13 protein-coding genes and 1 tRNA gene are annotated in these 11765 nt (G+C 67.5%); 9 read left to right on the top strand and 5 right to left on the bottom strand.

Annotation, left to right across the window (positions count from 1 at the left end; translation table 11 throughout):
* Positions 1–70 precede the first annotated feature (70 nt).
* Positions 71–598, bottom strand: a complete 528-nt coding sequence (locus OUA97_RS13665; protein ID WP_323690814.1) for a superoxide dismutase family protein — start codon at positions 596–598, stop codon at positions 71–73.
* Positions 599–709: 111 nt separating this feature from the next.
* Here OUA97_RS13665 and gyrA point away from each other — a divergent pair, with 111 nt between their 5' ends.
* The 6 genes from gyrA (at position 710) to OUA97_RS13635 (ending at position 6510) form a co-directional block, all read left to right on the top strand.
* On the top strand, positions 710–3463 hold the full coding sequence (gene gyrA, locus OUA97_RS13660) for a DNA gyrase subunit A (RefSeq protein ID WP_267232471.1): 2754 nt from the start codon (positions 710–712) through the stop codon (positions 3461–3463).
* 125 nt (positions 3464–3588) lie between these two features.
* Complete coding sequence (gene coaD, locus OUA97_RS13655) at positions 3589–4083, top strand: pantetheine-phosphate adenylyltransferase (protein WP_267232470.1); 495 nt, start codon at positions 3589–3591, stop codon at positions 4081–4083.
* Positions 4084–4137: 54 nt separating this feature from the next.
* Positions 4138–4998 carry a peptidylprolyl isomerase gene (locus tag OUA97_RS13650; RefSeq protein ID WP_267232469.1) on the top strand — a complete coding sequence of 287 codons (861 nt, stop codon included), beginning with the start codon at positions 4138–4140 and terminating at the stop codon, positions 4996–4998.
* Positions 4998–5462, top strand: a complete 465-nt coding sequence (locus OUA97_RS13645) for a peptidylprolyl isomerase (protein WP_267232467.1) — start codon at positions 4998–5000, stop codon at positions 5460–5462. Before OUA97_RS13650 ends, OUA97_RS13645 begins: the two co-directional genes overlap by 1 nt.
* Positions 5459–6016, top strand: a complete 558-nt coding sequence (locus OUA97_RS13640; RefSeq protein WP_267232465.1) for a phosphohydrolase — start codon at positions 5459–5461, stop codon at positions 6014–6016. Before OUA97_RS13645 ends, OUA97_RS13640 begins: the two co-directional genes overlap by 4 nt.
* Before the next feature lie 11 nt (positions 6017–6027).
* Positions 6028–6510, top strand: coding sequence for a hypothetical protein (locus OUA97_RS13635; RefSeq protein ID WP_267232464.1), 483 nt, complete (start codon positions 6028–6030; stop codon positions 6508–6510).
* Here OUA97_RS13635 and OUA97_RS13630 read toward each other — a convergent pair.
* Positions 6502–7464: an endonuclease/exonuclease/phosphatase family protein gene (locus OUA97_RS13630; RefSeq protein ID WP_267232463.1), complete on the bottom strand. Its 963-nt coding sequence runs from the start codon at positions 7462–7464 to the stop codon at positions 6502–6504. The genes OUA97_RS13635 and OUA97_RS13630 overlap by 9 nt on opposite strands.
* Before the next feature lie 3 nt (positions 7465–7467).
* The gene (locus OUA97_RS13625) at positions 7468–8409 is read right to left on the bottom strand and encodes an endonuclease/exonuclease/phosphatase family protein (RefSeq protein ID WP_267232462.1); all 942 of its coding nucleotides are present in this window, start codon (positions 8407–8409) and stop codon (positions 7468–7470) included.
* A gap of 63 nt (positions 8410–8472) precedes the next feature.
* On the opposite strand from OUA97_RS13625, the gene queA reads away from it, so the two are divergent.
* Positions 8473–9549: a tRNA preQ1(34) S-adenosylmethionine ribosyltransferase-isomerase QueA gene (gene queA / locus OUA97_RS13620; RefSeq protein ID WP_267232460.1), complete on the top strand. Its 1077-nt coding sequence runs from the start codon at positions 8473–8475 to the stop codon at positions 9547–9549.
* Positions 9549–10664, top strand: coding sequence for a tRNA guanosine(34) transglycosylase Tgt (tgt, locus tag OUA97_RS13615; RefSeq protein WP_267232458.1), 1116 nt, complete (start codon positions 9549–9551; stop codon positions 10662–10664). The genes queA and tgt overlap by 1 nt, the downstream gene beginning before the upstream one ends.
* Here the strand turns inward: tgt and OUA97_RS13610 are convergent.
* Complete coding sequence (locus tag OUA97_RS13610; RefSeq protein WP_267232456.1) at positions 10649–11233, bottom strand: hypothetical protein; 585 nt, start codon at positions 11231–11233, stop codon at positions 10649–10651. The two genes, tgt and OUA97_RS13610, sit on opposite strands and share 16 nt — an antisense overlap.
* Positions 11234–11346: 113 nt before the next feature.
* On the opposite strand from OUA97_RS13610, the gene OUA97_RS13605 reads away from it, so the two are divergent.
* Positions 11347–11421 (top strand) — tRNA-Lys (locus OUA97_RS13605).
* Positions 11422–11429: 8 nt separating this feature from the next.
* Here OUA97_RS13605 and OUA97_RS13600 read toward each other — a convergent pair.
* A partial coding sequence (locus OUA97_RS13600; protein WP_267232455.1) for a transposase occupies positions 11430–11765 on the bottom strand: 336 nt, incomplete at its 5' end.

Raw genomic sequence — 11765 nt, 5'->3', positions numbered from 1 at the left:
GGCGATGATCCGGAAAAGAGAGCCGCCGCAGGCCCGGCCCGCGGCGGCGCAGTCGAGGCTTGGCGGGCGGTCAGCCGCCGGCGATCACGCCGCAGGCGATGCGCGCGCCGGCGCCGCCGATTGGCTGGGTCTTGTGGTCGTCGGCGTTGGCGTGGACGACGATCGCCGAGCCGTCCTTGTCGGTCAGGTCCTCGCGCCCATCCACGCCGCCCAGCGAAACAAAGGTCGTGAATATCTCGGCGTTCGCCGTGCCGTCGGCGGCTACGAAGACGTTCGGCAGGTCGCCGGCCTCGTTGGCGTCGGGGTTCAGCAGTCCGTGCACCATAGTGGGGCCGCCGTGAACGTGGCCGCCGGCCGAGGTGAAGTCGGACTTCGAGCAGTCGCCCTTCTCGTGGAAGTGGAGTCCGTGCCAGCCCGGAGCCACGCCCTTGAGCTCGATGCGCATCAGGACGCCTTTGGGGGCGTTGCTCAGGACAGCCGAGCCGACCGAAGCGCCGGTGGAATTCTTCAGTTCGATCCGTTGGTTGGCCGGCGCGTCTGCGGCGATCGCCGTCCCGGCGAAAAGGGTGGCGGCGAGGGCTGCGAGAGCATATTTCATGGGATCTAGCACCTGGGTTCGAAACTCTACGGACATTTGGCCTTACGGCCTCCGGGATGGTAACAACAGAACCTAGCTTTGTGTCCGATTCTAAACGGCTAAATCCTCTCCTTGACCGACGAAACCCATACCCCGCCGGACGGTGATCGGCGTGGGGGCATCGCCCCTATCGCCATCGAAGACGAGCTGAAGCGCTCTTATCTCGACTACGCGATGAGCGTGATCGTCTCCCGCGCCCTGCCGGACGCGCGCGACGGCCTCAAGCCCGTCCATCGCCGGATCCTGTTCTCGATGAACGAGCAGGGCCATACGCCCGACCGTTCGTACGTGAAGTCGGCCCGGGTGGTCGGGGACGTGATGGGTAAGTATCACCCGCACGGCGACGCCTCGATCTACTTCACCATGGTCCGGATGGCGCAGCCGTTCTCGATGGGCCTGCTGCTGATCGACGGCCAGGGGAACTTCGGTTCGGTCGACAACGACCCGCCTGCGGCCATGCGCTACACTGAGAGCCGCATGAGCAAGGCGGCGATGTCGGTCGTCGCCGACCTCGACAAGGACACCGTCGACTTCAAGGAGAACTACGACGGCACCGAGCAGGAGCCGGTGGTCCTGCCGTCGCGGATCCCGAACCTGCTGGTGAACGGCGCTGGCGGCATCGCCGTCGGCATGGCGACCAACATCCCGCCGCACAACCTGGGCGAAGTGATCGACGCTTGCCTGTCCTATGTCGACGATCCGGAGGTCTCGCTGGAGACGCTGCTGGACATCGTGCCGGGGCCGGACTTCCCCACCGGCGGCGAGATCATCGGCCGTTCGGGCGCGCGAAACGCGCTGATGACCGGCCGCGGGTCGGTCGTGGTGCGCGGCAAGGCCGACATCCAGGAGATCCGCAAGGATCGCGAGGCCATAGTCGTCACCGAGATCCCGTATCAGGTGAACAAGGCTGCGATGGTGGAGCGCATCGCCGAACTGGTGCGCGAGAAGAAGATCGAGGGCATCGCCGACCTCCGCGACGAGTCCGACCGCGACGGCATGCGCGTCGTCATCGAGATGAAGCGCGAGGCCTCGCCCGACGTCGTCCTCAACCAGCTCTATCGCTATACGCCGCTGCAGTCCTCGTTCGCGGTCAACATGCTGGCCCTGGACCGTGGCCGCCCGCGTGAAATGAATCTGCGCGACCTGGTCGTCGCCTTCGTCGACTTCCGTGAGGAAGTGGTCGTCCGGCGGGTGAAGTTCGAGCTGGGCAAGGCGCGCGACCGCGGCCACGTCCTGGTCGGCTTGGCCATCGCCGTGGCCAATATCGACGAGTTCATCCACATCATCCGCTCGTCCAAGGATCCGGCCGAGGCGCGCGAGCGCCTGGTGGCTCGCGACTGGCCGACCGGCGACATGATGCCCCTGGTCGAGCTGATCGCCGATCCGCGCACGGTCGTGATCGAGGGCTCCAAGATCCACCTGACCGAGGAGCAGGCCCGCGCCATCCTGGCCCTGACCCTTTCGCGCCTGACCGGTCTCGGCCGCGACGAGATCTTCGGCGAGGCGCGGGAACTGGCCGACACCATCCAAGGCCATCTGACCATCCTGTCGGACCGCGCCAACGTCATGGGCATCGTCCGCGACGAGCTGGTCGAGGTGAAGACCGCCTTCGCCGTGCCGCGCCGCACCGAGATCGTCGACGGCGACGCCGACGTCGAGGACGAGGACCTGATCGCCCGTGAGGACATGGTCATCACCGTGACTCACGGCGGCTATGTGAAACGCACGCCCCTGGCGACCTATCGTACCCAGCATCGGGGCGGGAAGGGCCGCTCGGGGATGGCGACCAAGGACGAGGATGCGGTCACGCGCGTGTTCTCGGCCGGCACCCACACGCCGATGCTGTTCTTCTCTTCCGGCGGCAAGGTCTATCAGCTCAAGGTCTGGCGCTTGCCCGTCGGCAATCCGAACTCGCGCGGCAAGGCCTTTGTGAACCTGCTGCCGATCGAGCCGGGCGAGAGCATCACTTCGATTCTGCCGCTGCCCGAGGACGAGGCCGCCTGGGATCAGTACGACGTGATGTTCGCGACCCGCTCCGGGAACGTCCGCCGCAACAAGCTCAGCGACTTCCAGGGTATCAAGCGCAACGGCAAGATCGCCATGAAGCTGGATGACGGCGATGCGATCATCGGCGTCGGGCTTTGCAACGCCCAGCAGAACGACATCCTGCTGACCACGGCGCTTGGCCGCTGCATCCGCTTCGCCACCGAGGAGGTGCGCGTGTTCGCCGGCCGCGATTCGACCGGCGTGCGCGGCATTCGCTTGGCCGACAGCGACAGCGTCATCTCGATGGCGATCCTGCGCTCGGTCGAGGCGACCCCGGCTGAACGTGCGGCCTATGTGAAACAGGCCAATGCGTTGCGTCGGGCGACCGGCGAGGACGTCGAGGACGCGGGCCCTGCGGCTGACGACGAAGGGGCGGAGGGCGGTGACGTCGATCTGCCCCAAGAGCGGTTCGTCGAACTGGGCGCGGCCGAGGAAGTGATCCTCACGGTCTCGACCGAAGGCTTCGGCAAGCGCACCTCGGCCTACGAGTTCCGCCGCACCGGACGCGGCGGTCAGGGGCTGCTGGCGCAGGACCTGACCAAGAAGGGCGGCCGCCTGACGGCCTCCTTCCCGGTCGAAGAGGACGACGAGATCCTGCTGGTCACCGACCAGGGCCAGTTGATCCGTACGCCGGTCAACCAGGTCCGCATGGTCGGGCGCAATACGTCAGGCGTGACGATCTTCCGGACCAGCAAGGACGAGCACGTGGTGTCCGTCGAACGCCTGGCCGATCAAGGCGGCGGCGACGATGCCGAGACCGAAGATGACGTGGCGGAATAGGTCGGCCGTGTGATTTCTTTGCCCGCAACCGCCGGTTCAGCTGGCGGTTGCGGGCGAGATTTGGGCTTGCTTTCGTCGCCCGCGCCGGTGAAATCCTGCTGCACCGCAATAGGGGGAGACGTCGAATGACGCGTGTGGGGCTCTATCCGGGGACCTTCGACCCGATCCACAACGGCCACACCGACATCATCGGTCGGGCTGTGAAGCTGGTCGACAAGCTCGTCATCGGCGTGGCGATCAACGCTGGCAAGGGACCCCTCTTCGAGCTCGAGGAACGCGTCGCGATCCTGAAGGAAGCCACTCAGCACCTCAATGACCGGGCCGAGATCATCGTCCGGCCCTTCGAAGGTCTGCTGATGCACTACGCCCGCGAGATCGGGGCGCAAGTGATCGTCCGCGGCCTGCGCGCGGTCGCCGACTTCGAATACGAATTCCAGATGACCGCGATGAACCAGCAGCTCGATCGCGAGGTCGAGACGGTGTTCCTGATGGCCGATCCGCGCCACCAGGCGATCTCGTCCAAGCTGGTCAAGGAGATCGCGGTGTTGGGCGGCGACATCAGCAAGTTCGTCAGCCCGACCATCAAGGACGCGCTGTTGGCCAAGGTCGGCCGCGGCTGAGTTCATCCGCCGACGGGCTGGCGATCTCATCCTTTGCCCGCTACGAGTGGCCCCATGATCCGAACCCTGTTGCTCACCGCCGCCGTCCTGGCGATGGCGGCGCCTGCCGCCGCCCAGGCGCCCGCCGCCAAGTCTCCCGCTGCGCCCGCCGCCCCGTCGGCCGGCGATTGGCGCACGCCTAATCCTGACGACCTCCTGGTCATCGACACCAACAAGGGCCGGATCATCGTCGAGATGCTGCCGGAGGTCGCGCCGGCGCATGTCCAACGGGTCAAGGAACTGGCGCGGGCCGGGTTCTATGACGGCCGCACCTTTTTCCGGGTCATCGACGAGTTCATGGCCCAGACCGGCGACCCGGAGGACCGCGGGACCGGCGGCAGCGACAAGCCCGATCTGACGCAGGAATTCCTGTTCCGCCTGGGGGCCGACGCCGGCTTCGTGCAGGCCGCCGATCAGAACGTCGCCCAGGTCGGCTTCATCAAGTCGCTGCCGGTGAAGAGCCAGAGCCCGATGCTCATGGCGATGACCGCAGACGGGAAGATTTCGGCCTGGCCGCTCTATTGCCCGGGCGTCGCGGCGATGGCGCGCGGTCAGGGCGAGGACAGCGCCAACAGCCAGTTCTTCCTGATGCGTCACACCTATCCGTCGCTGGAACGGCGCTACACCGGCTGGGGCCGGGTGGTGGCGGGCCTGGACGTCGTGCGCGCCATCAAGGTCGGCGAGCCCGTGGCTCCGCCTCAGGACAAGATGGACAAGGTCCGCATCCTGGCCGATATCCCCGCGTCTGAACGCCCCAAGGTGCGCGTGATCGATCCCAACAGCGCCTGGTTCAAGGCCGAGATCGAAAGCGTTCGCGCCCGAATGGGTGAGAATTTCTCGGTTTGCGAGATCAAAGTCCCATCGGAGGTGAAGTGATGGACGCGGAAAACACCCTTATCCTGACCCTGGACACGGGCACGGTGACGATCAAGCTCCGACCCGACCTGGCGCCGGGCCACGTCGAGCGCATCAAGGAACTGTCGCGCGAGGGCTTCTATGACGGCGTGGTCTTCCACCGCGTCATCGACGGCTTCATGGCCCAGGGCGGCGACCCGACCGGCACCGGCACCTCGGGCTCGGACAAGCCGAACCTGAAGGCTGAATTCTCGCGCGAGCCGCACGTCCGCGGCGTCTGCTCGATGGCTCGGACCTCGGCGCCGCACTCGGCCAACAGCCAGTTCTTCATCTGCCTGGACGACGCCACCTTCCTCGACGGCCAGTACACGGTCTGGGGCGAAGTGGTCGAAGGCATGGACGCGGTCGACGCGCTGCCGAAGGGCGAGCCGCCGCGTGCGCCCGGCAAGATCGTGTCCTCGCGCGTCGCCGCCGACGTCGCGTGACGCCGAATCTGGAAGCGGCGTATGCGGAGCCGCACCGCCGCTACCACACTCGGGCCCATATCGAGCAGTGCCTGGCGCTGCTCGATCAGGTTCCCGACCTGACCGACACCGAGCGCCAGATACTGACCTATGCGATCTGGTGGCATGACGCCGTCTATGACCCGACCGCCTCCGACAACGAGGCCAGGAGCGCGCAGATGGCCAAGGCGGACCTGCGCGACTTTGACGTCTCGATCCACGCCCGCGAGGAAGTCGCGCGGCTGATCATGCTGACCGCCGGTCATGAGGTCGAAGAAGAAGACCGCCTCGGCGAACTGCTGGTTTCCATCGACCTGGCGATCCTCGGTGCGCCGCCCGACCGTTACGACGCCTACGCGCTGGCGGTCCGGGAGGAGTACGCTCACGTGCCGGACGACCTCTGGCGAAAGGGCCGCGCCGGCGTGCTGCAACGCTTTCTCGACGCACAGGTTATCTTCCCCGATCCGGCCTTCGCCGAATGGCTGGACGCCCAGGCGCGGGACAATCTGACCCGGGAGCTCGCGTCGCTGAGCTAAGGGAGGCTTCGGTGGCGCGGTTGAAGGTCTTCGTCACCTCGGATGGCTTTACGGACTATGTCGTGGCCGCCACCTCGCGGGCCAAGGCGCTGGCGGCCTGGGGCGCGCACCAGGACCTGTTTCAGACCGGCGGCGCGCGCGAGACGGACGATCCCGAACTGGTGACGGCCGCCAGCGCGCAGCCGGGACAGGTGCTGCGTCGGCCGTCGAAGGTGACGCCGCTCATACCCAAGCGCTCGGTTGCGCCCAGGCCGTCGCCGAAGCCCGCGCCGCCGAAAAAGCCTCGCGGACCGACGCCGGCGCAACTGCGCCGGGTGGCCGATCTCGAGGCCGAGCTGGAGGCCGCCGCCGCACGCCATGCAGCCGAGCTGGCTGAGATCAGCGCGGAGAAGCGGGCGCTGGAACTGCGCCGTGACGAAAGCGAGAGAATGTTCCTGAGCCGCCGGAGCGAGCTTCGCGAGGCGCTGCGCAAGGCGCGGCTGGCGCTAAAATGACGGCGCCAGAGTGACGATCACCGGATAGTGGTCCGAGCCGAGCCGGGGCCCGCGTTCGGCGCGGACGGTGCGCCAGCCGGGCCCGGCATAGACATGATCGATCGGCAGCAGGGCGAACGGCAGGCCTATGCCGGCGGGGCCGCGGTCGGCGGGCCAGGAAAACAGCGCCCGGGTCCTTCGTTCCAGTCCGAACATCGTGTCTTCGCGCCGGCGACTGAACGACCAGGGCGTGGAGTTGAAGTCGCCTACCAGGATCAGCCGCTCCTTCGGGAAGCGGTTCAGCAGGCCGGCGATCAGGCGGCCCTGCGCCTGCTGCCAGCCGCCGTAGATCGGCCACGCGTAGTGCGTTCCGAAGACGCTGAATTCGCCATGGGTGTCGCGGAAGGTGGCTCCGGCGATCGGCGGCGGAAGCTCATCGGCGGACGGGGGAACCGGGACGTCCCGGGCCACTGGCCTGGCCTTGGAGAGAATGATCACGCTGCAGTCGCCGCAGCTGACATGATAGCCACGGAAGGCGCGCTTCAGGGCAGGGGCGATCAGGCTGGCTTCCTCGACCACGAGGATGTCGGGGTTCTGGGCCTTCAGCCACTGGATGCTTTCGCCCGGCCGATCGTTGCGTTCCAAGGCGTTGAACTGGATCAACTTGATCTGGCCTGGCGCGCCCTCGGGCGCCGGCGAGCTGGCGGGGCGCAGGTATTCCGGCGCGATCAGCAGAGCGCTTGCGGCGATCGCCACGCCCGATAGACCGGCCAGCAGCCACCGCGCGCCGTGGCGTTCGAACAGCAGACCGTAGATCGCTGGGAGCAGCGAAGGCGCCAGCAGCATCGGCGCGAAATGGGTCAGGATATCCAGCCGGACGCTCCAGCGTCCCCCCTGAGCCGCCAGGGCCCATCCCGCGCAGGCGAGCGCGATCAGCGCCATCAGGCTGGTGAAAAACAGGCGAAGGGAACGCATCGGCTAGTTCGCCCTGGGGGCCAGCACGGCCACGACGGGATAGTGGTCGGAGCCCAGCCGCGGGCCCCTGGTGATCGATACCGTAGCCCAGGCCGATCCGGCGTAGACATGGTCGATCGGCAGAAACGCCAGGCCGAACAGCCCGTTAGCCGGCCAGGTGGGCAGGGCGTGGGTGCGCCGCTCCATCCCCAATGCGGCGTCTTCGCGCCGTCTGGAAAACGACCAGGGCGTGGAGTTGAAGTCGCCGACCAGGATCGCGCGCTCACGCGGCTGGTCTTTCATCAGCTGCAACATGCGGGCGCTGTTCTCGGCGTGTCCTTCCACGTCCGTCGGCCAGCCGTAGTGAACGCCGACGACGGGAAAATCGCCCTGCGGTCCGGCCAGGTGCGCGATGGTGATGGCCGGGCCCATGCCTTTGCGGCCGCGCCGAGGGGCCTCGATGCGTGTGGCTGGCGTGCGCGTGAAAATCGCAACTTCGCAGGTCTTGCCACAGGCCATCTGCCGGCCGAGGCGCTGGGTGACCGCGGTCTGGAAGATGGCGCGGGAATCCTCGACGACCAGGACGTCGGGATCCTCGGCCGCCAGCCAGGCGAGCCGCTGTTCCAGGCCCTGGCTGTCACGGGCGATGTTGAACTGAATGAGTTTGATCTGGCCGGGCGCGCCGGGTGCGATCGCAGCAGTCTGGGGGCGCAGGAACTCAGGCAGCATCAACGCCAGGCTGGCGATCACCGCAGTCGCGCCGAGCAGGGCTGGAAGCAGCCGCCGGTGAGCGAAGATCGCCGCCACGAGCGTGACGGCGCCGCCGGCCAGATAGACCGGCGCGAAATGGGTAAGGACATCGAGGTGAGCGCTGAGGCGCCCGCCTTGCGCGACGATGGCGGCTGCGGCGGAAACCGCGCCCAGCGGGAGGACGACGCCGCGGAGGACGAATCGCACAAAGCTCATGTGTCGAGCTTACACGCGGCGACGCTTGACGGGGGCGCCCGCCCGTGCGCTTCAAGCGCGTCCATGCAACTTTCCGACTTCGATTTCGACCTTCCCGACGACCGCATCGCCCTCAGGCCGGCGAACCCGCGCGACGCCGCGCGCATGCTCCTGGTTTCGCCCGGGGCGCCGCTGCGCGACCTGAGCGTCGCCGACCTGCCGGGCCAGCTGCGCGCCGGCGACGTGCTGGTGCTCAACGACACGCGGGTGATTCCGGCCCGGCTGAAGGGGCGGCGGGTGCGCGAGGGTTCGAACGTCGCAGTCGAGGCGACCCTGCATAAGCGCCTGTCGCCGTCGCGTTGGGCGGCGTTCATGAAGCCGGGCAAAAAACTGGCGCCGGGCGATCGGGTGCGCTTCGGTTCCACCGACGACCGGGCCTGCCTGCTGGGCGTGCTCGACGCCACCGTGATCGAGAAGGGCGAGGGGGGCGAGGTGATCCTCGCCTTCGATCTGGCCGGGCCGGACCTCGATGCGGCGATCGCCGAGCGCGGCGCCATGCCCCTGCCGCCCTACATCGCCGCCAAACGCGGCGAGGACGCCCAGGACAGGGCCGACTACCAGACCGTCTACGCCGATGAAGAAGGCTCGGTCGCCGCGCCGACCGCGGGCCTTCACTTCACGCCGCGCCTGCTGGACGCGCTGAAGGCGATGGGCGTCACCTTGCAGTTCGTGACCCTTCACGTCGGCGCCGGCACGTTCCTGCCGGTGAAGACCGAAAACCTGTCGGAACACCGCATGCACGCGGAGTATGGCGAGGTCGATGCGGGGACCGCCGACGCGCTGAACGCCGCCAAGGCCGCAGGCGGCCGCGTCGTCTGCGTCGGTACGACTTCGCTGCGTCTGGTGGAGAGCGCGACCGGCGAAGACGGGATCGTGCGCCCCTTCGCCGACGAGACCGCGATCTTCATCACGCCCGGCTATCGTTTCCGCGCCGCCGACGGCTTGATGACCAACTTTCATCTGCCGAAGTCGACCCTGTTCATGCTGGTCAGCGCCTTTGCCGGGCTGGACGCCATGCGCGGCGCCTACGCCCACGCGATCGCCAGCGGCTACAGGTTCTACTCCTATGGCGACGCCAGCCTGCTCTGGAGAGCCAACTAGTGGCCGCATTCCCCTTCGAGATCGCCGCGACCGACGGTGCGGCGCGCACCGGCGTGCTCAAGACGCCGCGCGGCGACATCCGTACGCCGGCTTTCATGCCGGTCGGCACCGCCGCGACGGTGAAGGCTCTGACCGTCGATCAGGTGCGCGCGACCGGCGCTGACATCATCCTGGGCAACACCTACCACCTGATGCTGCGGCCGACGGCCGAACGCATCGCGCGGCTGGGCGGCCTGCACAGGTTCATGCGCTGGGATCGGCCGATCCTCACGGACTCCGGCGGCTTTCAGGTCATGTCGCTGTCGAAGATCGCCAAGGTCACCGAAGAGTCCGTGGCCTTTCAGAGCCACATCGACGGCTCCAAGCACGTCCTGACCCCGGAGCGATCCATCGAGATTCAGGCGGACTTGCTCGGCTCTGACATCGTCATGCAGCTCGACGAGTGCGTGGCCTGGCCGGCGGAGGAGGGTCGGGCGCGACAGGCGATGCAGCTCTCGGCCCGTTGGGGTAAACGCTCGAAAGACGCCTTCGGGGCGCGCGACGCGCAGGCGCTGTTCGGCATCCAGCAGGGCTCGACGTTCGAGCACCTTCGGAAGGAATCAGCTGAACGCCTGATCGAGACGGGCTTTGACGGCTACGCGCTGGGGGGACTGGCGGTCGGCGAGGGGCATGAAGCCATGTGCGAGGTGCTCGACTACGCGCCGGCCATGCTGCCGGCGGACCGACCGCGCTACCTCATGGGCGTTGGCAAGCCGATCGACCTGGTCGAGGCCGTCGCCCGCGGGGTCGACATGTTTGACTGCGTGCTGCCGACTCGCTCGGGGCGGCACGGACAGGCCTGGACCTGGGAAGGGCCGGTGAACCTCAAGAACGCCCGCTTCGCCGAGGATGATACGCCGCTGGACGAGACCAGCGATTGCCCGGCCTCGTCACACTACTCGAAGGCCTATCTGCACCACCTGGTGAAGGCCGAGGAGATCCTCGGCCAGGTGCTGCTCTCCTGGCACAACATCGCTCACTTCCAAGCGCTGACCGCGGCGATGCGGGCGGCGATCGCCGAAGGCCGGTTCGAGCAGTTCCGGCGCGATTTCAAGGCCCGTCAGCGCACGGGATAGCGAGGCTTCAGCTCCTGGGACTTGACCGGAGTGCCGGTCAGGATATGCGACGGGGTGGCTGGCGGCGGGCAGCCGCGCGCCTCGCCCAGGCCCTTCAGGTAGGCGCGGCGCACGCCGCCGGCGGTGATGGCGGCGGTCACCAGGCTGTCGTGCTGCTCGGCCCCCGAGAGCTTACGTACCCACCCGCGGAAGGGAATCACGTCGGAGGCCAGGCCGGCGACCGCGCCCAGGGCCGCGCCCTTGCCGCGATCCATCAGGTCATCCTCGTCGACGGCGGGCTCGTCGAGATCGGCCCCCAAGGCGCCGTTCAGCGGCAGGATCGCCGCGGCGATAGCCTCACACGTGGCGGCGTGCGGTCGTTGATATGGATCGGCCATCGCTTCCAGCAGCACCGTTGGGATCTTGGTCTGCAGCAGATTCACGTCGCGCAGGGGCGCCGAGACCGCACCCTGCACACTCTCGCGTTTGGCCTCGGACGTGGTCTGGATTTTGTCCGATCCGTCGGCCGGCGCCGTGACGCAGCCGCAAAGCAGCAGGGTCGGAATCAGGGCGAAAACGATGTTGCGCATGGCCCCGATGCTTAGGGGCGGTGGAACCTGTTGGAAAGCTGCTGCAGCGCTCTTGCTCCCGACAGGCCGCCCGCATATGGTCCGCGCCTCTTCGCCGCCGCCCGCGGCGACGTGGGCCGGTAGCTCAGTGGTAGAGCATTCGACTTTTAATCGAATGGTCGTGAGTTCGAACCTCACCCGGCCTACCAATCATTGTCTAGGTCGTGGACTCATAAGCTCTGAGCCACAGTCGGGTTGAGGCGAGCAGGACGGCAGCGAGGAAGTTCCTGGCGAGCTTGTCGAAGCGGGTTGCGATCCGCCTGAAGTGCTTGAGCTTGCAGAAGAAGCGCTCGACCTGGTTGCGCTGTCGGTAGATCGCCGGATCGACGGAGCGTTGGACCTTGCGGTCTCGCTGGGTGGGGATGTGAGCCTCTCCGCCGCGGGCGCGCACCAGATCGATGACGGCTTGGGCGTCGTAGCCCCGATCGGCGACGAGGTCCTGAGCCGGCGGCAGACCGTCGATCAGCGCCTCCACGGCGGCCTTGTCCGAGGC

It is taken from the genome of Phenylobacterium sp. 58.2.17 (assembly GCF_026411515.1).
GTDB lineage: Bacteria > Pseudomonadota > Alphaproteobacteria > Caulobacterales > Caulobacteraceae > Phenylobacterium.
This window is presented reverse-complemented; position numbering and strand designations above follow the sequence as displayed.

Coding starts and splice junctions, on each gene's coding strand:
- OUA97_RS13610 (WP_267232456.1), bottom strand. CDS start 11,233: ATGCGCAACATCGTTTTCGCCCTGATTCCGACCCTGCTGCTTTGCGGC.
- queA (WP_267232460.1), top strand. CDS start 8,473: ATGCAACTTTCCGACTTCGATTTCGACCTTCCCGACGACCGCATCGCC.
- OUA97_RS13650 (WP_267232469.1), top strand. CDS start 4,138: ATGATCCGAACCCTGTTGCTCACCGCCGCCGTCCTGGCGATGGCGGCG.
- coaD (WP_267232470.1), top strand. CDS start 3,589: ATGACGCGTGTGGGGCTCTATCCGGGGACCTTCGACCCGATCCACAAC.
- OUA97_RS13630 (WP_267232463.1), bottom strand. CDS start 7,464: ATGCGTTCCCTTCGCCTGTTTTTCACCAGCCTGATGGCGCTGATCGCG.
- OUA97_RS13625 (WP_267232462.1), bottom strand. CDS start 8,409: ATGAGCTTTGTGCGATTCGTCCTCCGCGGCGTCGTCCTCCCGCTGGGC.
- OUA97_RS13645 (WP_267232467.1), top strand. CDS start 4,998: ATGGACGCGGAAAACACCCTTATCCTGACCCTGGACACGGGCACGGTG.
- OUA97_RS13665 (WP_323690814.1), bottom strand. CDS start 598: ATGAAATATGCTCTCGCAGCCCTCGCCGCCACCCTTTTCGCCGGGACG.